This window comes from Celeribacter sp. (genome assembly GCF_048270365.1).
In the GTDB taxonomy this organism is placed as follows: Bacteria; Pseudomonadota; Alphaproteobacteria; order Rhodobacterales; family Rhodobacteraceae; genus Celeribacter.
Window position 1 is genome coordinate 261,504 of the sequence record NZ_JBLWTA010000003.1, and the last position, 23,039, is coordinate 284,542.

Here is a 23,039-nt window from a genome sequence, read left to right on the forward strand (position 1 = left end):
ACCAATTGCGCGACATAGAGAGGCGAAATGAGGGTCGAAACCGGGAGACATCTTGCCGCTTGTCATAAAACCCACAAATCCCCTTGCGAGACTCACGCAACAATGACATTGGGCGCGCAAAGGCGGAGTTAAGCGTTTCTTCGCGCCGCCTTTTCCTCCAACATAAGAGACGACAAAAGAGGACGGGCACGGATATGACGGGCACGAACGGCGGTATGGCTTCTGGCCAGAATTTTGGCTTCGCACTGGGCTGGGAAGAATGGGCGGCGCTGCCGGCGCTGGGCTTGCCTGCGCTCAAGGTCAAGGTGGACACTGGCGCCAAGACCTCGGCGCTGCATGCCTTTGACATCGAACCTTTCGGCAAGGCGGACGCGCCCAAGGTGCGGTTCAATATCAACCCCGTGCCGGGGCGTGAGGACATCACAATCTCCTGCTCCGCCGATGTGGTGGACCGGCGCGAGGTGACCTCGTCGAATGGCGAGACCGAGCTGCGCTATGTGATCGCGACCGAGATCGAGATCGGCGAACGCAGCTGGCCCATCGAGATCACACTCACGAACCGCACCAATATGGCTTACCGGATGCTCTTGGGGCGTCAGGCCATTCAGGACGACATGATCGTGCAGCCGACGGAGAGCTTTTGCCAGCCGGAGCGCGACGAGACGGTCTATTTCACCACGGCCATCCGCTCCGCCACACCAGCGCGCCCCCTGCGCGTCGCGGTTCTGTCGCGCGAGCCCGACAATTACTCCACCCGTCGCCTGATCGACGAAGGCGAAGCGCGTGGCCATGTGGTCGAAGTGATCGACACCACGCGGTGCTATATGGCGATCAATGCCATGGCGCCGGAGATCTATTATGACGGCAAGCGCCTGCCCCGTTATGATGCCGTGATCCCCCGGATCGGTGCCTCCGTGACCTCCTACGGCACCGCCGTGATCCGCCAGTTCGAGACCATCGGCACCTTTTGCGTCAACGGCTCAGAGGGCATCACCAAATCGCGCGACAAATTGCAGGCGCACCAGGTGCTGGCGCGTCACCGCATCGGCATGCCGACGACCGCCTTTGCCTCCTCGCCCAAGGACACCGACAACCTGATCGCACTCGCCGGTCAGGCGCCTTTGATCGTCAAGCTTTTGGAGTCGACCCAAGGCCGTGGTGTCGTTTTGGCCGAGACCAAGAAAGCCGCGCAATCGGTGATTTCGGCCTTTCGCGGGCTGAAGGCCAATTTCCTCGTCCAGCATTTCGTCAAAGAAGCCGCCGGTGTCGACATCCGCTGTGTGGTGATCGACGGCAAGGTGGTGGCGGCGATCAAGCGCACCTCCTCGGGCGGCGATTTCCGGTCGAACCTGCATCTGGGCGGCACCGCAAGCCCCGTGCGGATCACCAAGGCGGAACGCGAAACCGCGCTGCGCTCGGCCAAGGCCTTTGGGCTTCGGATGGCGGGCGTGGACCTGTTGCGCGCCGAGGACGGGCCGAAGGTCTTGGAGGTCAACTCCTCACCGGGGTTTGAGGGCGCGGAAACCGCGACCGGCAAAGACCTCGCGGGCGCTCTGTTCGACACCATCGAAAAACGTGTGCGCCCGGCGCCTGCGCGCAAAGCCCGCGCAAAAGCCTAACGCATTCAGGGCAGATCAATAGGTCTGCCCGCGCATCCGGTTCCAGTTTTCCACCACGGCGGGCAGGAAAAACAGCACGAAAATATACATATGCATGCCAAACACGAGGTATGGGATCAAAAGCGCCAGCACCGCAAGACCGATATAGCCCGTCACGATCGACGCGTTTTTGCCGCGCATGAAGCGCAGAAGGATCAGCTCGAACAGCTTGCCCCCATCGAGCGGCGCGACGGGCAAAAGGTTGAAAATCGCCAGATAGCCGTTGAGCCAAGCCATGGTCTCGAAGAACCACAGCACCGTGTTATACTCATGCCCTGCGTCCCACATCGCATTGGCGATCAAACGGCTGACCGCCCAGAGCGTAAGCGTCACAATCGGCCCCATGGCGACGATCAACTCGCTCTCGCGTGGCGTCGAGGTGCGCGCCTGTTGGCAATAGCCGCCAAAACCGTGGATCATGACCCCGCGAACAGGGATTTTTTGGATCAAAGCCCCCCAGGCATGGCCCATTTCATGCAAAAACACCGAAACGATCAGCATCGCCACAAAGCCCAGATCATAAAGAATGTCCGTCCCCGAGCCAGAGGTGGACACGAACAGGAGAAACATCAAAAAAATGCTGGCCCCGATCCGGACCGGCACGCCCCAAGGGCCGCGAAATTCGAAAATGGCTTGGCTGTCGCGAAACATCTCACCTCTCACAGTCTTACACGAACGGATCGAGCCTTTAGGGTTTTGTTTTCACAACGCAACCACTAACCGCTGCGGCCCTCCATTCTGCGGCGGACCTGTGGCATTTTGAGCCGGGTTTGATCTCTGCCATGGCAGCGTTACAAATCCGGTAGATAGGATAAGGCATCCCAAGTGCTCAGGTGCGCCCATGTCCTTTTGCCCATTGCCCCCCGATCCGACCCGCCTGTCGATTGAACTCAACCTCCTGCGCGAGAAAATCACAGAAGAGGCCGAGGCGATCACCGCCGCTTGGGCCGAAAGTGCCGAAATGCGCCCGGCCTTTCGTCCTTCGGCCGAAAATCTGGCCAATTATCTGGCGCTGCGCCACGCCGACCTGAGCACCATTCAGCCCGATCTTGCCGCGCTGGGCCTCTCGACTTTGGGCCGCGCCGAACCCCACGCCCGCGCGTCGCTCGATGCGGTGATGGCGACGCTGTCCCGGCTGTCCGGCAGGGTCTCTGAAGAGTATCCAGACCCCAAGGCCTTTACCGAAGGCCCCGCCCGCCTCGCCGCGCGGCGCGACACGCTCTTTGGCACCGGCGCGTCGGGTGCGCCCCGCTCGCGCATTCTTCTGACCCTGCCGACCGAAGCCGCCACAGATCCCGATCTCATCCCCGGCATGATCCGGGCGGGCGCCGACGCCATGCGCATCAACTGCGCCCATGACGGGCCGGAGGTTTGGCAGGCGATGATCGACCGCATTCGGGCGGCGGGCGATGAGGTCGGGCGGTATGTGCCGGTGCTGATGGATCTCGCGGGTCCGAAACTGCGCACCGGGCCAGTCGCCGGGCCCGTTCATGGCCCGAACAAACAGCGCGTTTTCGTCGGCGATCGCCTCGACATTCGCCGCGACGCCCCGGGCCCGAAGGTCAAACATGTGGCCACCACGCTCAGCCATCCCGATCTGATCGACCGGCTGACCCCTGGCATGCAGGTCTTTATCGACGATGGCAAGATCGGCGCGGAGGTGATTGAAATCACAAAGAGAGGCGCGAAATTGCGCGTCATCCGCGCGGGACCGGAGGGGGTGAAGGTCAAGCCCGAGAAAGGCTTTAACCTGCCCGCTGTCGAAATCGACATTCCGGCGCTGACCGAAGAAGACCGCGTAGCGCTCGATTTCGTGGTCGGGCGCGCCGATATGATTGGCTATTCTTTTGTCCAGACGCCCGAAGACATCCAGCTTTTGATCTCTGAAGTGGACAAACGCTTAGCCCCTGACAGCGCGCGCCCGGCTCTGGTGCTCAAGATCGAAACCGGCCTCGCCGTGCGCAATCTGCCGCGTTTGATCGTACAGTCCGGCGCCCTGACCGAGACCGCCGTGATGATCGCACGCGGCGATCTGGCGGTCGAGATCGGACTGGAGCGGATGAGCGAAATTCAGGAAGAGGTGCTTTGGCTCTGCGAAGCGGCGCATACGCCGGTGGTTTGGGCCACGCAGGTGCTCGAAGGCCTGATGAAACAAGGCCTTGCCACACGTGCCGAGACCACCGACGCCGCCATGGCACAGCGTGCCGACTGCGTGATGCTCAACAAAGGACCCTATGTATTGGACACAATTCGCTTTCTGTCGCGCATCCTCGGGCGGATGGATCGGCATATGTCGAAGAAATCCGCACGCCTTGCGCCTTTGCGGTCGTGGCGGGGAACTCTGAGTTTATAAGTCAGGCACTGGACGTTTTGTGCCGCATTCCTTATATGTTCCCTCAGAAATAGAGGAAGCGCGCATGAGCGAAGAAGCACACTCCCAGGATGGCCCTGTCGAAGGGGCGCCGCTGATCAAACCGTCGAGCACCGATCACCCGCTGCACGAAGCGGTCGTCGAGGCCTGTCGCACCGTCTATGACCCGGAAATTCCGGTGAACATCTATGATCTTGGCCTCGTCTACACGATTGAGATCAATGACGAAAACGAGGTTCTGGTGCTTTTGACCCTGACCGCTCCGGGCTGTCCGGTGGCGGGCGAAATGCCCGGCTGGCTGGCCGATGCGATCGAGCCCCTGCCCGGTGTCAAACAGGTCGATGTCGAACTCACATGGAACCCGCCTTGGGGCATGGAGATGATGTCGGACGAAGCCCGGCTTGAGCTTGGCTTTATGTAAGATCACCTCATAGACGATGTTGAATAGACGATGTTGAAAGCGGCTCATTTCGGGCCGCTTTTCTTTTTGGCGTCCTCCTCTGGTCTGAGCCAAAGCCCCAACCTGCGCCACCATGGAGGACGCTCTGCACGGAGGCGTTGCAACGCTGCCTCATAGCGGTCGCACTCGTCTCGATAGAGGCTTCTGGCCTGCGGATCGATCCTTGGCAGGTTGATCGGAAAGAACGGCACCACAACGCCCCCTCTTGCAATATTGAAAAACAAGAGCAGAATAGCCCTTGAAATCGGTGTGAAATACTAACCGACCGCGCAAGGATGTTTTCAAAAATGAAAGACGCGCCAAAGCTCGACGACTATGCGCTGTTTCTGGCCGTGGCCGATGCGGGCGGGCTGTCGGGGGCGGAAAAGGTGACCGGCGTGTCGCTGCCGACCCTGTCGCGGCGGATGGCGGAGCTGGAGCGCAACCTCAACAAACGTCTGTTCGAACGTGGCAACCGGGGCTACACGCTGACCGCAGAAGGCCGGATGCTTTTGCAAGAAGCCGAGCCGCTGCGCGAGGCCGCCACCCGACTGTTCCGCTTTCAGCACCGTGACCACGCCCCCGAAGTGCGCATCACCGCCGGGCGTTGGACCACGCGCTACGTGGCGCGGCACCTGTCGGAGATTTGGACACCCGCCAGCCCTTGGCGCCCCGCACTTTTGGCCTCGAATTCCAACGTCGACATCGCGCGACGTGAGGCCGATATCGGCATCCGCAACCGTCGCCCTGAACAAAGCTGGCTCGCCGGGCGCAAACTGGCGCAGATCACCTACGCCGCATACGCCGCCCATCCGCGCATCTCGGGCTATGTCACGCTGCACGCGGGGCAAGCGACCACGCCCTCGGAACGCTGGCTGCGCGCCACCTTCCCAGACGCGATCATCGCCACCGCGTCTGACGCCCGCTCCGCCGCCGACATGGCCGTGGCGGGTGTCGGGCGCGCGATCCTGCCGTGCTTTGCCGGGCGCGAGATCATGGGACTGATGCAGGTCTCCCCCGCGATCGAGGCGCTCAGCCATGACGAATGGCTGGTCAGCCACCACGACGCCCGCCATGATCCACCGGTGCGCGCAGCACTTGAGGTCTTGGCGGGACTTTTAACGACAGAGGCACGGTTCAGCTGAGCGCAACCTATTTTGGGTGCGAAATGCATTATGCACCCTAAAATGGTTGCGAAATAATCTTCGCACCCTATATTGGTTGCATCATGAGCGATGAAACCCGCAAAATAGCCGTTCTCACCGGCGATCTGGTCAATTCCACCGGGCTTGGGCCCGAAAAAGTGGAGCGCGCCTTTGTGGCGCTGGAAGACTGCGCCGAGATGCAGGCGGCGTGGATGGGCGGCCAAAGCCTCCACTTCACGCGCCACCGTGGTGACGGCTGGCAGGTGGCCTTGGCCGAGCCGAAATATGCGCTGCGCTCTGCGCTGTGTTTTCGGGCGGCACTGCGGGCGATAAGCGAAGAGTATGATAGCTATATTGGAATCGCTGAGGGAAGCGTCGAGGGGAAAATTGGGCCAAACTTAAACAAGGAACAATGGGAACCATTTATAAATTCCGGCGATGTGCTTGAAATCTGCAAATCATCAAGAACGTTCACACATTTTTTTCATGCCGAGTTTGATGCCATTGGTGCCGCGTTCATACTAGCAGACGCCATTTCCAGAAGATGGACATGGAAACAGGCAGAAACCATCTTTCTTGCTCTCATAGATACAGGTCGCGTTACACACACAGAAATCTCTCAGCGACTTCAAAAGTCGAGGCAAGCCGTAACAAAGTCTCTAGAAGGCGCTAACTTCCCTGCAATTTTGGAAGCGCTATCGACATTGGAACATAATCAAATTGAGGTAACCAATGCCTGAAACCCTCGCCGCCCTTTTCCTCGCCCATGTCCTCGCCGATTATGTCTTCCAGCCCGGCTGGATGGTCGAGGAAAAATCCCGGCCCGAGACCCTGTTTCTGCATTTCCTCGCGGTCATCCTCACAGCGATGGTGACCACCGGCCAAGTCGCCTCCTCAGCGATCTATGCCCTCGCTCTCGCCCACATCGTGATCGACACAATCAAGACCCGCGCCTTTTCCGATACGATCCTGCCGCATCTCGCGGATCAGGCGCTGCATCTGGCGACCCTCGTGGTCACAGCGCTTCTGGTCCCCGATCTCTTTCAAACCGGTGCCTATGCCAGCTTGACGTGGCTGCCGAAAGCCATGCTCATCACCGCAGGCGCCATCTACGCGACCCGCGCGGGCGGCTTTGCCGTCGGCAAGCTCATGGCGCAATTTGGCCCCAACCCCATCGGCGCGAGCCTCGACAAGGGCGGCTATTGGATCGGTCTTCTGGAGCGCGGGTTGATCTTTCTGTTGCTGATCGGCCAGATGCCCGGCGGCATCGGCTTTCTGGTCGCCGCGAAATCCGTGCTGCGGTTCGAGGCCGCACAGGAGGGCAAAAAGGCCGAATGGGTGATCATCGGCACGCTGGCGTCTTTCGGATGGGCCATCGCGGTGACGCTGGCGGTGCTGTTCATCGCCGCACAGCTTCCCCCGCTTGGAATTTCGGCCCTGAACGACTAGGTTAAGTGTAAGACAGCGAAAGGAAGCGCGCATATGTTCGGCATCCCCGGAAAACAAGCGGTGACCATCACCCCCGCCGCGGCCACGCAAATCGCGAAATTGATGGAGAAAGACGGCTCCATGGGTCTGCGCATCGGCGTCAAAAAAGGCGGCTGTGCGGGCATGGAATACACCATGGACTACGTGTCAGAGATCGACCCTCTGGACGAGACGATCGAACAGGATGGTGCGCGCGTGATGATCGCCCCCATGGCGCAGATGTTCCTGTTTGGCACGGAAATCGACTATCAGGTGTCGCTTTTGGAATCCGGGTTCAAGTTCAAGAACCCGAATGTGGTTGATGAATGCGGCTGTGGCGAGTCGATCAAATTCGACGAAAGCCTCGCCAGTAAATAATGGCGGTCTCCAAAGAAGACATCGCCTTTATCTATGATCTTTTCGGCTCTCTGGGCGGACTCAGCCATCGCAAAATGATGGGTGGGCTGTCGATCTATTCCGACGGACAAATCTTTGCGATCCTCTCGGCGGAGGGTCGGGTTTACCTCAAGGCCGCAGGCGATTTTGCTCAAACGCTGGCCGCTGAGGGCAGCGTGAAGTTCGAGATGGAGAACGGACGCGGCATGCACTACTGGACCCTGCCCGACGCCGCGTTGGATGATCCGCAAGAGGCCTGCACTTGGGCGCGTCGGGCGTTGGACGCACTTTAAAAGCAGCCCGACCCAACCTTTTGCGCAACCACCTGCCTCCTCAGACAACCCGCGCTTGACTGCACCCGTAAGGCTGCAATGATGCAGGGGAATTTGCATAAGGAGGATTCCGCATGAGCGCCCAAAAGGCACGCAAACTGGCGGCAGGCAATTGGAAAATGAACGGCGTCAAGGCCAGCCTCGCGGAGGCCACCGCGCTGGCCGAGATGTTCCCCGCGCCGAAAGTCGACATCCTCCTCTGTCCGCCCGCCACGCTCGTGGCCCCCATGGCAACAGCCCTCTTTGGCTCGAAAGTCGATGTCGGCGGTCAGGATTGCCACATGAAGACCTCAGGCGCCCACACCGGTGACATTTCCGCAGAAATGCTGGTGGATGCGGGCGCCGATTACGTCATCCTCGGCCATTCCGAGCGCCGCGCCGATCACGCGGAGACCGATCACATGGTCGCCGAGAAAACCATCGCCGCCACCATGGCCGGGCTCGCGCCCGTGGTCTGCGTCGGCGAAACGCTCGCGCAGCGCGAGGCGGGCGAAACGCTCGCCGTGATCCGCAAACAGCTTTCGGGGTCCCTGCCCGACGCCGTGGACCTTGCCAAACTGGTGATCGCCTATGAACCCGTTTGGGCCATCGGCACCGGCAAGATCCCCACCCTTGAACAGATCGCCGAAGTGCATGACGACATGCGCGCCACCCTTGTGGCCCGCTACGGCGACGGCGCCAACGGCATTCCGCTTTTGTACGGCGGCTCCGTGAAACCCGGCAACGCGGCAGAGATTTTCGCCACCTCCAACGTCGACGGCGCGCTGGTGGGCGGCGCTTCCCTCAAGGCCGCGGATTTTTCCGGTATCGTGAAAGCGCTGGAAGAGGCCTGAGCCCCCAACACTCAAAACGCCGCGCCCCCTCAAGAGCGCGGCGTTTTCGTTTCCTTTGCTGCGAAAAATACTCCCGCCGGAGGCGCTCAAACGCCTTTGGTCACATCGAAATCATAGAGCCAGGAGAACCGCTCCACCGCCTGTTTCGGTGCGACTTTCCCGGCCACCCGCAACGCAGCATGGCCCAAAAGCCGCTTCGGGCCTTTCAGATGATAGTTCTTCGCATTGGCATTCGCGGCCTCGATCACGCGGGTGACACGCGGGCGGCGGAGCGCCTGATAGGCAGGCAGCGCCTCGTCCAATGGCAGGGTCGCGAGACACTCCGCCAGGACCCAGGCATCTTCCAGCGCCATATTGGCCCCCTGCGCCAGAAACGGCAGGGTCGGATGGGCCGCATCGCCCAGCAAAGCCGTGCGCTCCGAATGCCAGTGCAGCGCAACCGGGTGCCGGAACAGACCCCAGCGCGAGACCTCTTCGACGCGGCTCAAAAGACCTTTCACACCGGGGCCGAAATTGGCGAAATTGCGCATCAGCTCCGCCGGATCGCCCGCATGGTGCCAGCCCTCGTCCATCCAATCGGGGCGCTCCTCGACGGCGACGATATTTACCAAGCTACCACCCCGCAAAGGATAGCTCACCACATGCCGCCCCGCCGCCATATGAACCATCGCGACGGGCTCTTCATGCCCAAGCGCCGGCACCGTGGCGCGCCAGGCGGTCTGGCCGGTGAAAAACGGTTTCGCGGGACCGTTGAGCATCGGACGGAGTTTTGAATGAAGCCCATCTGCGCCCAGCACAATCGCGTGCCGCGCCTCAGCGCCATCGGCAAACTGCAGAGTCACGCCATCGGCATCGCCATGGATGCTATCGATGGTGTGAGACAGGCGAATGTCGATGTCGAGCGCGCGGACGCCCTCTTCCAAAAGCCCGATCAAATCGGCGCGGTGCATCAGGAGAAAATCGGCATCGGGACGTGTGGCGGTGAAATCGAGGTGCAGCACCGCGCGACCGGAATAGCCGTCCATCAGCCGCACACCTTCGGCGCGCATCGCGTGGGACGGGGCGTCCAATCCCAAAGCCTTGAGCACCCGCGCGCCATTGGGGCTGATCTGGAGACCCGCACCCACTTCGGTGATCTCGGGGGCCTGTTCATAGAGCGTGACAGAGGCGCCACGCAGCGCCAGTGCCTGCGCCACCGCGAGACCGGCCACACCGGCGCCCAAAACCGCAATATCCTGACCGATCAGCATGATGTGTTCCCCTTCACCAGCAGTTCTTACAAACAAAAAACACCAGAGTTGCCCCCGGTGTTTCTCACATTTCTGCATCAGGTTCACGGGGCCAAATTGCCGCGAGGCGAACCCGCCTCAGTCGTTACACGATCCCGGAGGGATCAATCATCCCCCCCGAGCGCGAGAGCGCTCAATCGTCACACGATCCCTGAGGGATCAATCATCCCTGTGCACCTTTTCACGACGCTCGTGACGCTCCTGCGCCTCCAGAGTCATCGTGGCAATCGGGCGCGCATCGAGGCGTTTGAGAGAGATCGGCTCCCCGGTCACTTCGCAATAGCCATATTCGCCCTCGTCGATCCGGCGCAGCGCGGCGTCGATTTTCGTCACCAGTTTGCGTTGACGGTCCCGGGTGCGCAGCTCAAGCGCCCGGTCGGTTTCCTCAGACGCACGGTCGGTGATGTCCGGGATGTTACGGGTGCTGTCTTGCAGACCTTCGATGGTGTGGCGGCTTTCGTCCAAAAGCTCCGTTCTCCAGGCCAAAAGTTTGCGACGGAAATATTCGAGCTGACGCTCGTTCATAAACGGTTCGTCCTCTGCGGGACGATAATCATCAGCCAGAAAAACCTCAGCCTTCATCGTGCTCACCTCTGTCGTGCCTTCGGCCGCAGTCTCAGTATTGTCAGCCATCAGGCGCCCTCCAATTCGGGGTTCGTTTACCCCTTTTGATCCGGGATGTCACGTCACAATCTCTGTCGTATTGCACCTTTCCCCCCTCGCGTTATGATCTCGCTCAATCTCAGAACAACAGGGGTTATTTCCCGATGAAATTCGCATCCACTGACAGTTATGTCGCCCCGAATGATCTGACCGTCGCGGTCAATGCCGCCATCGCGCTTGAGCGGCCTTTGCTGGTGAAAGGCGAGCCGGGCACCGGCAAGACCGAGTTGGCGCGGCAGGTCGCAAGCTCTTTGGGGCTTGAGATGATTGAGTGGAACATCAAATCCACCACCCGCGCCCAGCAAGGCCTTTACGAATATGACGCCGTGTCGCGTCTCAGAGACAGCCAATTGGGTGATCCGCGCGTCGAGGACGTGCGCCATTACATCAAGAAGGGCAAGCTTTGGCAGGCCTTCGAAGCGGATCAGAAGGTGGTGCTTTTGATCGACGAGATCGACAAGGCCGACATCGAGTTTCCCAACGATCTGTTGCAGGAACTCGATAAGATGGCGTTTCACGTCTACGAGACCAATGAGACGGTCTCCGCCCGCCAGCGGCCCGTGGTGATCATCACCTCGAACAATGAAAAGGAACTGCCGGACGCCTTCCTGCGCCGCTGTTTCTTTCACTACATTCGCTTCCCCGACCAGGAGACGATGAAACAGATCGTCGAGGTGCATTTTCCGGGGCTGAAATCGGAACTTTTGAGCGCGGCGCTCACGCAATTTTACGAGATCCGCGACACGCAGGGGCTGAAAAAGAAACCCTCGACCTCCGAGGTGCTGGACTGGCTCAAGCTTTTGCTGGCCGAAGACCTGTCGCCCGAGGATTTGAAACGCGATGGGGTGAATGCCCTGCCGAAACTTCACGGCGCGCTGTTGAAGAACGAACAGGACGTCGCCCTGTTCGAACGTCTGGCGTTTCTGGCGCGCGGGCAGAGGCGCTAGACTTACTCCGCTTTGGGAGCCGCCTTTGCACGCGATTTCTTTGCCGCTGTGGTGGCCTTGGCTGCGGGCTTTTTCGCGGCCGGTTTCTTGGTAGCGGCAGTTTTGGTGGCGGCTTTGGGGGCAGCTCGCTTGCGCGGCGCCTTCGCAGGGGCCGCTTCCGGCAGGCTCAGCACCTCAATCGCTTTCAACCAATGGGCTTCATCGCGCCCCTCGGGCATACCCTCTTCGAGCCAAATGAAATAGGCCGCCTCGCTGATATGAGCGTCACTGGGGGTGGTTTGGGTCATCTTGAACTCCGTTGCAGTCGTTCGCGTATCTTCTCTTTCAAATCTAACAGTTTGATGAATTGCCGCGTCTTCTGAAATCACCCGCAGAGGGGCAAAGCGTCACAGCCTCCCCCGCCACGCGCCTGAAATTTAAGCGCGCCAGACGGCAAACGGACAGGAAATCGGCAAATCGTTTTTCATCATGAGCCGTCGCACCTTGCACACATGCGCCCTTCGCCGTAGCTCACAATCAACATCAAGGAGATTAACCATGCCCCTCATCCGCCCCCTCACCCCAGAAGACCGCGCGCAATGGGACGTGCTTTGGCGCGCCTATCTGACGTTTTACGAAAGCGAGCTGGGCCCGGAGATTTATGACGCCACATTCGCGCGCCTAATCGACCCGGAAGCCAAGGAGCGCGGCGCTTTGGTGGCGGAGAAAGACGGGGAATTGATCGGTCTGGTGCATTACATTTTCCATGCCCACAACTGGCGCCTCGAAGACGTCTGTTATTTGCAGGACCTCTACGTCAGCGAGGCCGCGCGCGGCACTGGCGCGGGACGGGCGCTGATCGAAGGCGTCTATAAAGTCGCCGATGAAAATGGCACCCCGAGTGTCTATTGGACGACCCAGCATTTCAACGAAACGGCGCGCAAACTCTACGACCGGATCGGGGATTTGACGCCCTTCATCAAATATCAACGCGGCTGATTTACGCCTTGAAAGGTCTTGGCGGTCTCGGGGCGCTGCCTTAGAATTGCCACAGTTCACAGGTTACTCAGGCCAGATTGAGACAGATGAAAAGGGTCAGGATGTTGACGCGTCACGCCATCGCTCTGCAAAGCAAGAAAACCAAGGGCCATCTTCGTCCGCTTGCCGCCCTGATGTGCAGCCTGACCGTGTTGAGCGCCTGCATGAGCCCGCCGCAAAGCGCAGCACCCGCCTCTGCGCGCGCGGCCTCAGACATGCTCGACCTGCCACCAATGAAGGTGTTTTCTGACGGTAAATCCACGCCAACATCACGATCTAATACCTCTATTTCACGAGATTTTCTAGATTTGAGCTTTGCGCTTGAAACCGGCGCCACGCTGGATCGCTTCACCCGGTTCGAAGGCCCGATCACGCTGCGCGTCACGGGCGACTCTGTGCCTGTCTCCTTGACACACGATCTGTCGCGATTGCTGGCCCGGCTCGACCGCGAGGCCGGAATATCGATCACCCGCGTGCCCGCCACTCAACCGGCCGCGATCACCATCGAGACGCTGACCCAGGCGGAGCTGTCGCGTCGCGCCCCCAACACCGCCTGTATCGTCGTGCCCAATGTCTCCAGCTGGGATGAATTCAAACATGCCCGCCGCGCAGCGCTGAGTTGGACGCAGGTCACGACTCGCGAGCGCCTGTCGATTTTCATCCCGACCAACACTGCGCCGCAGGAAATCCGCGATTGCCTGCACGAAGAACTGGCGCAGGCACTGGGGCCGCTGAACGATCTCTATCGCCTGCCGGATTCCGTTTACAATGACGACAACATCCATTCGGTTCTGACGCCTTTCGACATGCTGATCCTGCGCGCCACCTATGCGCCCGAGCTGCACTCCGGCATGAGCCGCGCAGAAGTGGCCCGCGCCCTGCCCGGTATTCTCGCCCGGATCAATCCCGCTGGCGCCACGGGGGCCACGCCGCCTGTGCAAATCACGCCGCGCGCTTGGACCGAGGCCGCGATGGGCGCGATGGGCGACGGCTCTCTGACGTCGCGCCTGCACGCCGCCAAAACCGCTGTCTCCATTGCGCGCTCAGAGGGCTGGAGTGACACGCGTGCCGGGTTCTCGTGGTTCCTTTTGGGGCGCCTTTCGATTGCCACGGACCGCGCGAGCGCCCAACTGGCCCTGACAGAGGCCAAACGCATTTACGACGCCCGTCCGGAAACCCGTTTCCATTCCGCCCATGTGGCCATGCAGCTCTCCGCGCTGGCCCTCTCCGAAGGCCGCTATGAGGCCGCCTATGACATCTCCGCCAAGGCTATCTCGGCGGCCCGCGACGCCGAAAACGCCGCCCTCCTCGCTTCTCTCATGATGACGGAGGCCGAAGCCCTCGACAAACTGGGCCGCGTCAGCGAAGCCCGTAGCGTGCGGCTCGACAGTCTGGGCTGGGCACGCTATGGCTTTGGCTCTGATGACGTGGTCCGAACCCGCGCCGCCGAAATCGCCTCTCTGGCGCAATAACGGCGCACCGGACCCCGAAACGCGAGGGAGCGAGACATGATCGGGGTGGTATTAACCCTTCTTGGGGGCATCTGGGGCTGGCGACTGGCCAGCAAACGCGGCGGCAACCGCGCCGACAAGCTACAATATATGGTGGTTTACGCACTGATCTTCGGCATTATCGGCCTGTTCTTCGGCGTCCTGTTCGACCGTATGGTGTAACCATGTTCCTGCCCTTCTTCGAGACATTGCGCCGCGAAGGCGTGCCGGTCTCCTTGAGGGAGTTCCTGTCGTTTTTGGAGGCGATGCAGGCGGGTCTCGCGACCTATGACATCGAAGACTTCTACCTGCTCGCGCGGGTCACCATGGTCAAGGATGAGCGTCACCTCGACCGCTTTGACCGCGCCTTTTCAAAGTCTTTCCAAGGCCTTGATGAGATTTCCTCAGACCAGGTATTAAATGCGCTCGACCTGCCAGAGGACTGGCTGCGCAAGGAGATGGAGAAACATCTCTCCCCCGAAGAGATGGCCGAGATCGAAGCCCTAGGCGGCTTTGACAAGTTGATGGAGACGCTCAAACAGCGGCTCGAAGAGCAGAAAGGCCGGCATCAAGGCGGCAACAAATGGATCGGCACCGGCGGCACCTCGCCCTTCGGCGCCTATGGCTACAACCCCGAAGGTGTGCGGATCGGGCAAAAAGAGTCACGTCACCGTCGCGCCGTAAAAGTCTGGGACAAAAGAGAATTTCGAAATCTCGATGACACGGTCGAGATCGGCACGCGCAACATCAAACTGGCGATGAAGCGCCTGCGCAAATGGGCGCGCACCAGCGCACATGTGGAACTCGATCTCGACGGCACCATCCGCTCCACCGCCGAGCATGGCTATCTCGACGTCAAAATCCGCCCCGAACGGCACAATGCGGTGAAAGTCCTGATGTTCTTCGATGTCGGCGGCTCGATGGACGATCACATCAAGGTGGTCGAGGAACTGTTTTCCGCCGCGCGCAGCGAATTCAAGCACCTCGAATATTACTATTTTCACAATTGCCTGTACGAAGGCGTGTGGCGCGACAACATCCGGCGCTGGGGCGAGAAAATCCCGACCCGTGAGGTGATGAACACCTATGGCAAGGATTACAAAGTGATTTTTGTCGGCGACGCTTCGATGTCGCCTTACGAAATTGCCATTCCCGGCGGCGCCAACGAGCATTGGAACGAGGAAGCGGGCGCGACTTGGCTGACACGCGCGAGGGAGACCTGGCCGGATCACCTCTGGCTCAATCCGGTGCCGGAGACACACTGGACCTACACGCAATCCATCGCCATGATCCGCGAGATTTTTGAGGATCGCATGGTGCCGATGACGCTCGAAGGTCTCGATCGCGGTATGAAAATCCTCGGCCGTTAAGCCTTGGCGCAGCACGCATCAGCCCCCATATTCAGAACATGCTGAGATTCACCCCCATTCTCCTCGCCCTACTGTTGGGCTTCGCGATGTACCATTTTTCCGCCCGTCGCACCGTGCGGGAACTGGAAGCGAAGTCCTCCGAGCTGGCCGATCCGGCGCTGTCCAAAGTGTTCGCGCAGCTGGCGCGCGCGCTCGATCTGCCCCGCGTGCGGGTGTTTCTCTACGAGATCGACCCGGTGAACGGCCTCGCCGCCCCCGATGGCAAGGTCTACATCACCCGCGGATTTTACGAAAAATTCCGCAGTGGACAGATCACCGACACGGAAATGGCCTCCGTCATCGCGCATGAGCTGGGCCATGTCGCCTTAGGGCATTCAAAACGCCGGATGATCGACTTTTCCGGCCAGAACGCGCTGCGCACCGCGCTTGCGATGATCCTGTCGCGCTTTATCCCCGTCATCGGCGGCTATATTGCAATGTGGTTGACCCAGATGCTGGCCGCGAAACTCTCGCGCTCCGACGAATATGAGGCCGACGCCTATGCCACGGCGCTTTTGATCAAGGCCGGGATCGGCACAGGACCGCAGAAATCGCTATTTGAAAAACTACCCAAGCTGACCGGCGCGCATGGCGCCTCGACGCCTGCTTGGCTCATGAGCCACCCAAAGACCCACGAGAGGATCAAAGCGATTGAGGCCAATGAAGCGAAATGGTCGTAAAACCACCCGTCTTTTTCGTGATTAAAATACTCAAACACGCCCTCAGCTGAGCGCCTTGCCCAGCCTCGGCAGACGCGCCTTTTTCATCAAACGCCGCACATCCCAAACCTCACCAGACAGCCGCTCCGCCTCTTGGCGCACCTCTTCGACGACCTCAGCCACAGCCTCGGGATGATCCGACCAGAGCCGCCAGAGAAATCCGTCCGGGTCCCAACGTTCAAGCCCTTCCTCGGCCAGAACATGACGCGGGAAATCCTGCGCATTCATCGTGACAATCGCCTCGGCGCCGCCTGCGATTGCGGCAGAGAGCACGTGAATGTCATTCTCGTCTTTTAGATAAAGACGCGCCTCCAAGCCTTTGTGTTCTTTGACTTCTGCTTTCGGGAAGGCCGCACGCGTGAGCGCCACTTCACCGCGAGCCTGCGCCTCGCCTTGGGGGCCAAGTTTGCGCGCGGCGCGCGCCCATTCTTCCAGGATGCGCGCCGACCACAAAGGCGTATAGAGCCCGCGTTTGGCGGCGCCCAAAAGCACCTCGCGCATCACCGTCGGGTAAAGCACGCAGGCATCTAACAGAACTTTCACGGCAGGACCCGGTAGAACAACGCCTTGAGGTAGCCGCTTTCCGCGAGCTGCGGCATGAGCGGATGGTCGGCGCCTGCAAAGCCCGTGTGGATGAGCTGCGCCGAGCGGCCGAGATGACCAACGCCACGCCCGATCCCGCGGTTGCAGGCGGTGCGGAAGCTATCAAGATCGGCGGCATGCGAACAGGAACAAAGCCCGAGGTAACCGCCCTCGCGCACCAGAGGGGCCGCCATCCGGGCGACGCGCTCATAGGCGCGCAGGCCCTTTTCCAAGGCCGGTTTCGAGGGCGCAAAGGCAGGCGGATCGCAGATCACCACGTCAAAGGTTTCGCCTTCCTCCGCCAACGCGGCCAGCACATCGAAGGCGTCGCCTTTACGGGTTGCGAAGACGTCGGATTTGCTCATGGCCAATGCGCCTTTTTCGGCCAGCTCCAAAGCGGCGGCAGAGCTGTCGACCGACAAGGCCGAGGCCGCGCCGCCCGCAAGCGACGCCAAAGCGAAACCGCCCACATGAGAAAACACGTCCAAAACCTTTTTGCCCGCCACCAGTCGCTGGGTGAAAGCATGGTTCGGACGCTGATCATAGAACAACCCGGTTTTCTGGCCACCCATCAGGTCCGCCATATAGGTTGCGCCATTCATCGGCACGGGGATTAGGTCTTCGACCGCGCCGCAAAGAATTTCGGTTTTCTCGTCAAGCCCTTCAAGGCCGCGCGCCCGCCCCGTGCCGTTCATCACCACGGTGGTGATGCCGGTGACCTGACGCAGCGCCTCAGCCAAAGGTTCGATCAGAACATCGGCCCAGGCGGCGTTGGGTTGCACCACGCAGGTGTCGCCAAAACGGTCGATCACCACGCCCGGCAGGCCATCGGCCTCGGCATGAATCAGACGGTAGAACGGCTGATCGAACAGCGTATCGCGATGCGCCAAGGCGGTGGCGATCCGGGCCGCAAACCACTCGGTGTCGATCTCGGCCTCCTCGGCACGGTCCAAAACACGGGCAAAGATGCGCGAGTTCGGATTGACCGCCACAAGGGCGAGGAAATTGCGTTCATTGTCTTCGAGCCGGGCGATGGTGCCCGGCGCGAGGGATTTTGTGCGGCGATCGGTGACCAGCTCGTTGTCATAGACCCAAGGCGCGCCGTGGCGAATGGCCCGGGCGTTGGCTTTGGGTTTGAGGCGAATGGTCGGAAAAGAAAAAGAGGGCTCTGTCATGAGAGCCCTCTTAGCGTTGTTCTGGCCTCTTAGAAAGAGGGATCGCGATGCGGATTACAAAGCAACCGGTTTCGACAGTTCGGAAACGATCACGCCCGCGAGATGCTCGCCGATCCGCTGTTTCTGGGTGATGCCCGCGCGATCCGCCGCAACGGCCGCATTGCCGCCAAGCGCATCGAAAGTGGCGTTGACCATATGGGACGGCACGAGGACAGCGCCGGTGTTGGCGTCGCGCACAGTGAGCAGGAATTCGATCTCATGTTTCGACGGCAGGCTGGAATAGCGCACGCGTTCGGTTTGCGCGTGGAAACGCACCATTTGCACGTCGAGCACGACCGGCGTGTGACCTTTGAGTGCGCGGGTGCCCGACGTCAGCCCGGCCTCCATCACCGCTTTGACCTGTTCGTAGCGGTTGCCAAAGGGATCTTCGCGCCAAACGATGTCCGCACGCGGCTTAATGCCATTGTCTTCCGAGACGGTGAGCGAACCGGGGACCACCACGTTCACCTTGGTCACACGAAAGTCCGGCGCGATCATCACCGCATCTACAGGAGCGGCCCCGCCGAACGTGGCGCCCAAGGGCGTGGCGCGGGAAATGGTCTCTGTCGTGCACGCACTGGTGGCGGCTGCGATCAGAAGGGCTGCTGCGATTTTAAGTGTCTTTTTTGTAGCGATGTTTTTCATGACGGCCTCCGGGGATTTTCCCCTCAATTCATGGTTAATATCCCATGCAAATGAGGCCAAAATGCGAAAATCCCGGAACATTTCCGGGATTTCACATGCATTCGCAATGTCTTGCCGTGGCGTAAGGGCACGCGGCGGTGCGGACCTCAATCACAGGCCTGATCAGGCCAGTTCACCGGCACGGTGGCCGTGAAAGCGTGCGCGCAGCCATTGGCCAGCGTTGCGCACCACAGAGCGCATGGCTTCTGCACGCATTTGGCGAGCTTCTTTTTCAATAGCGGCCATGTCGATAAAGCCTTCGGTCGTGTAAATCGTCGTGTTGGTCATAGGATCACCTTTGCGTTGTCTGCCTGTCATGTCGGCTTTTGAGCAGCTTTAAGTGCCGCATTCTGTTTTTGGCCTGTCGTGACAAAGCCGGTTTGCGTTGATCCTCCCGATGACCTGAATATAGGTCAAAACATCTGACGCAGACGAGTGCCAAAGCGGAAGACCCGTTATGCGCTTGCAGCAACCCCCATGCATGTGCAGCATGACATCAGCCCCGAGCAGTGGAACTTTCGCGCGGATTGGAGTGTCGAAGGTGGACATTTTCGGGGAGACCGGATAGGTTAGCGCTAACTCACACAGATACTCACAGGCGCACCGCACAAAATGCGGAGAGGATGCCAGACTTTAAACGTCATTTTTCCAAAAGATTTTCCCAGATCAGACCGCCAAACCAGCAAAAGGCCAGACCCGTGAACAGCCAGATCGCCCCCCAGATCGCAGACGTCACCCAACGTATCATCGAACGGTCGAAACCCACCCGCGAGGCCTACCTCGCCCGCATCCATGAGGCCGCCGATCAGGGCCCGGTGCGCGCGCATCTGTCCTGCGGCAATCAGGCCCACGCCTATGCCGCCATGGGCGATGACAAAGCGATGCTGGCCGACGGGCGCGCGCCCAATATCGGCATCATCACCGCCTATAACGACATGCTCTCGGCGCATAAGCCCTATGAGCACTACCCTGAGATCGTCCGCGACGTTGCCCGCGCGTCGGGCGCCACGGCGCAGGTCGCAGGCGGGGTTCCCGCCATGTGTGACGGCGTCACTCAGGGCCAGACGGGTATGGAATTGTCGCTCTTTTCGCGGGACACCATCGCGCTGTCGGCCTCCATCGGCATGTCGCACAACTGTTTCGACGCCGCCCTCTACATGGGCGTCTGCGACAAGATCGTGCCGGGGCTGATCATGGCCGCCGCCGCTTATGGCCATGTGCCGACCGTCTTTATTCCGGCGGGTCCGATGACCTCGGGCATCACCAATGACGAGAAAGCCAAGGTCCGCCAGAAATTCGCCACCGGCGAGATCACCCGGCGCGAATTGATGGACAGCGAGATGAAGGCCTATCACGGCCAAGGCACCTGTACCTTCTACGGCACGGCGAATTCGAACCAGATGCTGATGGAGATCATGGGGCTGCACCTGCCCGGCGCGTCTTTCGTCAATCCGGGCACAGAGCTGCGCGATGCCTTGACGCGTGAAGCCACCAAACGCGCGCTTCAGATCACCGCATTCGGCAATGAATACACACCCGTGGGCGCCATTTTGGATGAGAAAGCCTTTGTGAACGGCATCGTCGGGCTGATGGCGACAGGGGGATCCACGAACCTCGTGCTGCACCTCCCTGCCATGGCCCGCGCCGCCGGGATTATTCTGGATCTCGAAGATTTCTCCGAGATTTCCGATGCCGTGCCTCTGCTCGCCAAGGTCTACCCCAACGGTCTGGCCGATGTGAACCATTTCCACGCCGCCGGCGGCCTTGGCTATCTGGTGGGTGAATTGCTCTCGGCAGGCCTGTTGCACGAAGACGTCAAAACCGTCGCGGGTCAGGGCCTGTCGCTTTACACCAAAGAGCCGAAATTGCGCGAGGGTGTGCTCACGTTTGAACAGCCCGAACATGAGACGGTGAACGACAAAATCGTCCGCCCTGCTTCCGATCCGTTCCAGAAATCGGGCGGCCTCAAGGAACTCAAGGGCAATCTGGGCCGCGGCGTGATGAAGGTCTCCGCCGTCAAACCCGAACACCATGTGGTGGAGGCGAAAGCCCGGATTTTTCACGATCAACATGACGTCAAAACCGCCTTTCAAAAGGGCGAGTTCACCGAGGACACCGTGGTCGTCGTCCGCTTTCAAGGCCCCCGCGCCAATGGCATGCCGGAGCTGCATTCGCTGACGCCGACGCTCGCGGTGTTGCAGGACCGGGGGCTCAAAGTGGCGCTGGTGACCGACGGGCGCATGTCCGGCGCTTCGGGCAAGGTGCCCGCCTGTATCCACGTCTCGCCGGAGGCCGTCACCGGCGGTCCGATTGCAAAACTCAAAGACGGCGATCTGGTCCGCGTCGATGCCACCACTGGCACACTCGAAGTGCTCGAAGACGGCTTTGATACGCGCGAGGCGGTGAGTGTCGATCTGACGGCCAACACCGTCGGCATGGGCCGCGAGCTGTTCGAAACCTTCCGCCGCAATGCAGGTCCCGCGACCGAAGGGGCGTGCTCCCTGTTCTGAGCGCACGCCCGACCCCGCGTTACAGTACGAGTTTCAAAAGCGGGAAAGGCAGACCATTGTCATCCCTCTCCCGCCGCCCGACTTGGTGAAAACCGAGCCGGGCATAGAACTCACGCGCCGCCATATTGGTCTCGTAGACCTCAAGGCTCAGGTGATGTTTCAGCCCGCGCGCATGGTCGACAAGCAACCGCCCGATGCCCTGCCCCTGCGCCTCGGGTGCGACGAACAGCCCGCCGATGATGGCGCCCTTCGCTGTCCTCTCCGGGTCGGGCAACAGACCAATAAAGCCAAGCGGCGTCGCCCGACGCAGCGCAACCCAGGTTTCGGCCTTGGGCAGGTAGATGTGCTCCACCTGAACCTGTTGTTCATCGAGCTGGGAGGACGTGAAAAACGGATGAGCCTGTTCAGACGCTCTGCGCCAGATGTCGGACAAAGCCATGGTGTCTCCGGCCTCAAATGGGCGGAGGGTGATGTCGGTCTGTGTGATAAACTGTGTCATGAGAAACTCTCAGAAAAAGCGCATATGCGCATAGAAAACCATGCAACCCACTGTGTTTCGTGAAGTGGGTCACGCGTCATGCCATGAAAGGCGGTGCTGATTTTCTGCGCATAAATCTCCTTATCCTGAGAGGTTGTGTGTCGCAGGAATTTGCGGCAAAGAAAAGCCTCCCCGATGACATCAGCACCGGGGAGGCTTAGGACAACGTGGGTTTATAGCAACTGCGCCAAAGCCGCCGGGTTAAACCCGCTCAGCTCATCCATCGCGCCGCGTTTGACCTTTTCGGCCCAGGCGTAATCCGACAAAAGCGCGCGGCCCACGGCGATCAGATCGAACTCCTCCGCCTCCATCCGTTTCACCAGATTGTCGAGCGGCGTCACCTTTGAGCTTTCGCCACCGAAGGCCGCGAGGAATTCCCCGGACAGCCCCACGGACCCCACGGAAATCGTCGGCACGCCGGTGATTTTCTTGGCCCAACCGGCAAAGTTCAGCCCCTCTTCGCCGTCGATCTCGGGGAATTCCGGCTCCCAGAACCGGCGTTGCGAACAGTGCAGGATGTCGACACCGGCCTCGACCAGAGGCACAAGCCAACGCTCCATCTCCGCCGGATCGGCGGCCAGTTTCACGCCGTAATCCTGTTGTTTCCATTGGCTGAGGCGCAGGATAATCGGGAAATCCGGCCCCACGGCGGCGCGCACCGCTTTCACAACGGCGACGGCAAAGCGAGACCGCTCTTCAATGGTGGCCCCACCCCAGTGATCCTCGCGCAGGTTGGTGCCCGCCCAAAAGAACTGATCGATCAGATAGCCATGCGCGCCGTGCAGCTCAGCCACATCAAAGCCCAGTTCTTTCGCCGCTTTAGCCGCCTCGGCATAGGCGGCAATCGCGACCTCGATGTCGGCCTCGGACATCGCGACACCGCGCGGATCACCGGGACCAACCAAAGCAGAGGGGCTCTCCACCGGTGCCTCTGGCTCCCATTTGCCCGCGCGGGTCGAACCAGTGTGCCAAATCTGCGGCCCCATCTTGCCACCCTCGGCATGGACCGCCTCGATCACCCGGTTCCAGCCCGACAAGGCCTCGGGGCCGTGAAAGAACGGAATGCCCGGATCGTTGCGCGAGGCCGGGCGGTCGATCACCGTCCCCTCAGACAGGATCAACCCGACCTCATGAGATGCGCGGCGGGCGTAATAGGCGGCATTTTCCGGCCCCGGAATGCCCGCGTCGGTCATGCTCCGGGTCATCGGCGCCATGACGATGCGGTTTTTGAGAGTGAGACCTTTATAAGTGAAGGGACGGAAGAGCGTTTCAGCCGGCGTTGTTTGGTGTGTCGTCTTCGGTGCAGTCATATCTGCGCTCCTGAGCGTTGTGGAGG

General features: G+C 60.5%; 26 protein-coding genes. 16 read left to right on the forward strand and 10 right to left on the reverse strand.

The genetic code is table 11. The features are described 5' to 3' along the window. The first annotated feature begins 194 nt into the window (after positions 1-194). A complete protein-coding gene (rimK, locus tag ACN0X0_RS06045) occupies positions 195-1,619 on the forward strand; it encodes a 30S ribosomal protein S6--L-glutamate ligase (protein ID WP_417278419.1) in 1,425 nt (474 codons plus the stop codon). Positions 1,620-1,634: 15 nt separating this feature from the next. On the opposite strand, the gene ACN0X0_RS06050 is transcribed toward rimK, so the two are convergent. Continuing rightward, positions 1,635-2,309, reverse strand: coding sequence for a site-2 protease family protein (locus tag ACN0X0_RS06050; protein ID WP_417278420.1), 675 nt, complete (start codon positions 2,307-2,309; stop codon positions 1,635-1,637). 190 nt (positions 2,310-2,499) lie between these two features. Here ACN0X0_RS06050 and ACN0X0_RS06055 point away from each other — a divergent pair, with 190 nt between their 5' ends. The 8 genes from ACN0X0_RS06055 (at position 2,500) to tpiA (ending at position 8,641) form a co-directional block, all read left to right on the forward strand. Further along, positions 2,500-4,011 carry a pyruvate kinase gene (locus ACN0X0_RS06055; protein WP_417278421.1) on the forward strand — a complete coding sequence of 504 codons (1,512 nt, stop codon included), beginning with the start codon at positions 2,500-2,502 and terminating at the stop codon, positions 4,009-4,011. A gap of 64 nt (positions 4,012-4,075) precedes the next feature. Then, positions 4,076-4,450: an SUF system Fe-S cluster assembly protein gene (locus ACN0X0_RS06060; protein ID WP_167602904.1), complete on the forward strand. Its 375-nt coding sequence runs from the start codon at positions 4,076-4,078 to the stop codon at positions 4,448-4,450. 326 nt (positions 4,451-4,776) lie between these two features. Next, the gene (locus ACN0X0_RS06065; protein ID WP_417278422.1) at positions 4,777-5,613 is read left to right on the forward strand and encodes a LysR family transcriptional regulator; all 837 of its coding nucleotides are present in this window, start codon (positions 4,777-4,779) and stop codon (positions 5,611-5,613) included. An 83-nt stretch (positions 5,614-5,696) separates the two neighbouring features. Further along, a complete protein-coding gene (locus ACN0X0_RS06070; RefSeq protein WP_417278423.1) occupies positions 5,697-6,353 on the forward strand; it encodes a hypothetical protein in 657 nt (218 codons plus the stop codon). Further along, a complete protein-coding gene (locus tag ACN0X0_RS06075; protein ID WP_417278424.1) occupies positions 6,346-7,062 on the forward strand; it encodes a DUF3307 domain-containing protein in 717 nt (238 codons plus the stop codon). The genes ACN0X0_RS06070 and ACN0X0_RS06075 overlap by 8 nt, the downstream gene beginning before the upstream one ends. A gap of 33 nt (positions 7,063-7,095) precedes the next feature. Continuing rightward, positions 7,096-7,458 (forward strand): HesB/IscA family protein, encoded by a 363-nt coding sequence (locus tag ACN0X0_RS06080; protein WP_417278425.1) that lies wholly within the window; start codon positions 7,096-7,098, stop codon positions 7,456-7,458. Next, positions 7,458-7,769: a TfoX/Sxy family protein gene (locus ACN0X0_RS06085; protein WP_417278426.1), complete on the forward strand. Its 312-nt coding sequence runs from the start codon at positions 7,458-7,460 to the stop codon at positions 7,767-7,769. Before ACN0X0_RS06080 ends, ACN0X0_RS06085 begins: the two co-directional genes overlap by 1 nt. A gap of 113 nt (positions 7,770-7,882) precedes the next feature. Then, on the forward strand, positions 7,883-8,641 hold the full coding sequence (tpiA, locus tag ACN0X0_RS06090) for a triose-phosphate isomerase (protein WP_417278427.1): 759 nt from the start codon (positions 7,883-7,885) through the stop codon (positions 8,639-8,641). An 86-nt stretch (positions 8,642-8,727) separates the two neighbouring features. On the opposite strand, the gene ACN0X0_RS06095 is transcribed toward tpiA, so the two are convergent. Together ACN0X0_RS06095 and dksA are read right to left on the reverse strand one after the other, a co-directional pair. Continuing rightward, the gene (locus ACN0X0_RS06095) at positions 8,728-9,891 is read right to left on the reverse strand and encodes an FAD-dependent oxidoreductase (protein ID WP_417278428.1); all 1,164 of its coding nucleotides are present in this window, start codon (positions 9,889-9,891) and stop codon (positions 8,728-8,730) included. Between the two features lie 198 nt (positions 9,892-10,089). After that, on the reverse strand, positions 10,090-10,512 hold the full coding sequence (gene dksA / locus ACN0X0_RS06100; RefSeq protein WP_321365748.1) for an RNA polymerase-binding protein DksA: 423 nt from the start codon (positions 10,510-10,512) through the stop codon (positions 10,090-10,092). A gap of 185 nt (positions 10,513-10,697) precedes the next feature. Between dksA and ACN0X0_RS06105 the strand changes: the two genes are divergently transcribed. Continuing rightward, positions 10,698-11,540, forward strand: coding sequence for an AAA family ATPase (locus ACN0X0_RS06105; RefSeq protein WP_417278429.1), 843 nt, complete (start codon positions 10,698-10,700; stop codon positions 11,538-11,540). Positions 11,541-11,542: 2 nt separating this feature from the next. Here the strand turns inward: ACN0X0_RS06105 and ACN0X0_RS06110 are convergent, their stop codons facing one another. After that, positions 11,543-11,827, reverse strand: a complete 285-nt coding sequence (locus tag ACN0X0_RS06110) for a DUF2934 domain-containing protein (RefSeq protein WP_417278430.1) — start codon at positions 11,825-11,827, stop codon at positions 11,543-11,545. A gap of 250 nt (positions 11,828-12,077) precedes the next feature. On the opposite strand from ACN0X0_RS06110, the gene ACN0X0_RS06115 reads away from it, so the two are divergent. The 5 genes from ACN0X0_RS06115 to ACN0X0_RS06135 all read left to right on the forward strand — a co-directional run bounded on the left by ACN0X0_RS06115 (position 12,078) and on the right by ACN0X0_RS06135 (position 16,136). Then, complete coding sequence (locus tag ACN0X0_RS06115) at positions 12,078-12,518, forward strand: GNAT family N-acetyltransferase (protein ID WP_417278431.1); 441 nt, start codon at positions 12,078-12,080, stop codon at positions 12,516-12,518. A gap of 173 nt (positions 12,519-12,691) precedes the next feature. Beyond that, positions 12,692-14,029 carry a DUF2927 domain-containing protein gene (locus ACN0X0_RS06120; RefSeq protein ID WP_417278505.1) on the forward strand — a complete coding sequence of 446 codons (1,338 nt, stop codon included), beginning with the start codon at positions 12,692-12,694 and terminating at the stop codon, positions 14,027-14,029. Between the two features lie 36 nt (positions 14,030-14,065). Then, positions 14,066-14,230 carry an apolipoprotein acyltransferase gene (locus tag ACN0X0_RS06125; RefSeq protein ID WP_417278432.1) on the forward strand — a complete coding sequence of 55 codons (165 nt, stop codon included), beginning with the start codon at positions 14,066-14,068 and terminating at the stop codon, positions 14,228-14,230. 2 nt (positions 14,231-14,232) lie between these two features. Further along, entirely contained in the window at positions 14,233-15,417 is a 1,185-nt protein-coding gene (locus ACN0X0_RS06130) for a vWA domain-containing protein (RefSeq protein WP_417278433.1), read from the forward strand. 38 nt (positions 15,418-15,455) lie between these two features. Then, the gene (locus tag ACN0X0_RS06135) at positions 15,456-16,136 is read left to right on the forward strand and encodes a M48 family metallopeptidase (RefSeq protein WP_417278434.1); all 681 of its coding nucleotides are present in this window, start codon (positions 15,456-15,458) and stop codon (positions 16,134-16,136) included. Between the two features lie 42 nt (positions 16,137-16,178). Here ACN0X0_RS06135 and ACN0X0_RS06140 read toward each other — a convergent pair whose 3' ends face one another. From ACN0X0_RS06140 to ACN0X0_RS06155, 4 genes are all read right to left on the reverse strand, one after another. After that, the gene (locus ACN0X0_RS06140; protein ID WP_417278435.1) at positions 16,179-16,718 is read right to left on the reverse strand and encodes an RSP_2648 family PIN domain-containing protein; all 540 of its coding nucleotides are present in this window, start codon (positions 16,716-16,718) and stop codon (positions 16,179-16,181) included. Continuing rightward, positions 16,715-17,932, reverse strand: coding sequence for an RSP_2647 family RNA methyltransferase (locus ACN0X0_RS06145; protein ID WP_417278436.1), 1,218 nt, complete (start codon positions 17,930-17,932; stop codon positions 16,715-16,717). The genes ACN0X0_RS06140 and ACN0X0_RS06145 overlap by 4 nt, the downstream gene beginning before the upstream one ends. Positions 17,933-17,986: 54 nt before the next feature. Continuing rightward, positions 17,987-18,616 (reverse strand): DUF6778 family protein, encoded by a 630-nt coding sequence (locus ACN0X0_RS06150; protein WP_417260928.1) that lies wholly within the window; start codon positions 18,614-18,616, stop codon positions 17,987-17,989. Between the two features lie 162 nt (positions 18,617-18,778). Continuing rightward, positions 18,779-18,943 carry an RSP_7527 family protein gene (locus tag ACN0X0_RS06155; protein WP_417260927.1) on the reverse strand — a complete coding sequence of 55 codons (165 nt, stop codon included), beginning with the start codon at positions 18,941-18,943 and terminating at the stop codon, positions 18,779-18,781. Positions 18,944-19,353: 410 nt separating this feature from the next. Between ACN0X0_RS06155 and edd the strand changes: the two genes are divergently transcribed. Next, the gene (edd, locus tag ACN0X0_RS06160; RefSeq protein ID WP_417278437.1) at positions 19,354-21,165 is read left to right on the forward strand and encodes a phosphogluconate dehydratase; all 1,812 of its coding nucleotides are present in this window, start codon (positions 19,354-19,356) and stop codon (positions 21,163-21,165) included. 19 nt (positions 21,166-21,184) lie between these two features. On the opposite strand, the gene ACN0X0_RS06165 is transcribed toward edd, so the two are convergent. Together ACN0X0_RS06165 and ACN0X0_RS06170 are read right to left on the reverse strand one after the other, a co-directional pair. Then, positions 21,185-21,664, reverse strand: a complete 480-nt coding sequence (locus ACN0X0_RS06165) for a GNAT family N-acetyltransferase (RefSeq protein WP_417278438.1) — start codon at positions 21,662-21,664, stop codon at positions 21,185-21,187. A gap of 212 nt (positions 21,665-21,876) precedes the next feature. Further along, positions 21,877-23,013: an NADH:flavin oxidoreductase gene (locus ACN0X0_RS06170; RefSeq protein WP_417278439.1), complete on the reverse strand. Its 1,137-nt coding sequence runs from the start codon at positions 23,011-23,013 to the stop codon at positions 21,877-21,879. Positions 23,014-23,039 lie beyond the last annotated feature (26 nt).

What these genes read in the sequence shown, in the direction of transcription:
- rimK (WP_417278419.1), top strand. Translation starts at nt 195, where the DNA reads ATGACGGGCACGAACGGCGGTATGGCTTCTGGCCAGAATTTTGGCTTC.
- ACN0X0_RS06050 (WP_417278420.1), bottom strand. Translation starts at nt 2,309, where the DNA reads ATGTTTCGCGACAGCCAAGCCATTTTCGAATTTCGCGGCCCTTGGGGC.
- ACN0X0_RS06055 (WP_417278421.1), top strand. Translation starts at nt 2,500, where the DNA reads ATGTCCTTTTGCCCATTGCCCCCCGATCCGACCCGCCTGTCGATTGAA.
- ACN0X0_RS06060 (WP_167602904.1), top strand. Translation starts at nt 4,076, where the DNA reads ATGAGCGAAGAAGCACACTCCCAGGATGGCCCTGTCGAAGGGGCGCCG.
- ACN0X0_RS06065 (WP_417278422.1), top strand. Translation starts at nt 4,777, where the DNA reads ATGAAAGACGCGCCAAAGCTCGACGACTATGCGCTGTTTCTGGCCGTG.
- ACN0X0_RS06070 (WP_417278423.1), top strand. Translation starts at nt 5,697, where the DNA reads ATGAGCGATGAAACCCGCAAAATAGCCGTTCTCACCGGCGATCTGGTC.
- ACN0X0_RS06075 (WP_417278424.1), top strand. Translation starts at nt 6,346, where the DNA reads ATGCCTGAAACCCTCGCCGCCCTTTTCCTCGCCCATGTCCTCGCCGAT.
- ACN0X0_RS06080 (WP_417278425.1), top strand. Translation starts at nt 7,096, where the DNA reads ATGTTCGGCATCCCCGGAAAACAAGCGGTGACCATCACCCCCGCCGCG.
- ACN0X0_RS06085 (WP_417278426.1), top strand. Translation starts at nt 7,458, where the DNA reads ATGGCGGTCTCCAAAGAAGACATCGCCTTTATCTATGATCTTTTCGGC.
- tpiA (WP_417278427.1), top strand. Translation starts at nt 7,883, where the DNA reads ATGAGCGCCCAAAAGGCACGCAAACTGGCGGCAGGCAATTGGAAAATG.
- ACN0X0_RS06095 (WP_417278428.1), bottom strand. Translation starts at nt 9,891, where the DNA reads ATGCTGATCGGTCAGGATATTGCGGTTTTGGGCGCCGGTGTGGCCGGT.
- dksA (WP_321365748.1), bottom strand. Translation starts at nt 10,512, where the DNA reads ATGAAGGCTGAGGTTTTTCTGGCTGATGATTATCGTCCCGCAGAGGAC.
- ACN0X0_RS06105 (WP_417278429.1), top strand. Translation starts at nt 10,698, where the DNA reads ATGAAATTCGCATCCACTGACAGTTATGTCGCCCCGAATGATCTGACC.
- ACN0X0_RS06110 (WP_417278430.1), bottom strand. Translation starts at nt 11,827, where the DNA reads ATGACCCAAACCACCCCCAGTGACGCTCATATCAGCGAGGCGGCCTAT.
- ACN0X0_RS06115 (WP_417278431.1), top strand. Translation starts at nt 12,078, where the DNA reads ATGCCCCTCATCCGCCCCCTCACCCCAGAAGACCGCGCGCAATGGGAC.
- ACN0X0_RS06120 (WP_417278505.1), top strand. Translation starts at nt 12,692, where the DNA reads ATGTGCAGCCTGACCGTGTTGAGCGCCTGCATGAGCCCGCCGCAAAGC.
- ACN0X0_RS06125 (WP_417278432.1), top strand. Translation starts at nt 14,066, where the DNA reads ATGATCGGGGTGGTATTAACCCTTCTTGGGGGCATCTGGGGCTGGCGA.
- ACN0X0_RS06130 (WP_417278433.1), top strand. Translation starts at nt 14,233, where the DNA reads ATGTTCCTGCCCTTCTTCGAGACATTGCGCCGCGAAGGCGTGCCGGTC.
- ACN0X0_RS06135 (WP_417278434.1), top strand. Translation starts at nt 15,456, where the DNA reads ATGCTGAGATTCACCCCCATTCTCCTCGCCCTACTGTTGGGCTTCGCG.
- ACN0X0_RS06145 (WP_417278436.1), bottom strand. Translation starts at nt 17,932, where the DNA reads ATGACAGAGCCCTCTTTTTCTTTTCCGACCATTCGCCTCAAACCCAAA.
- ACN0X0_RS06150 (WP_417260928.1), bottom strand. Translation starts at nt 18,616, where the DNA reads ATGAAAAACATCGCTACAAAAAAGACACTTAAAATCGCAGCAGCCCTT.
- ACN0X0_RS06155 (WP_417260927.1), bottom strand. Translation starts at nt 18,943, where the DNA reads ATGACCAACACGACGATTTACACGACCGAAGGCTTTATCGACATGGCC.
- ACN0X0_RS06165 (WP_417278438.1), bottom strand. Translation starts at nt 21,664, where the DNA reads ATGACACAGTTTATCACACAGACCGACATCACCCTCCGCCCATTTGAG.
- ACN0X0_RS06170 (WP_417278439.1), bottom strand. Translation starts at nt 23,013, where the DNA reads ATGACTGCACCGAAGACGACACACCAAACAACGCCGGCTGAAACGCTC.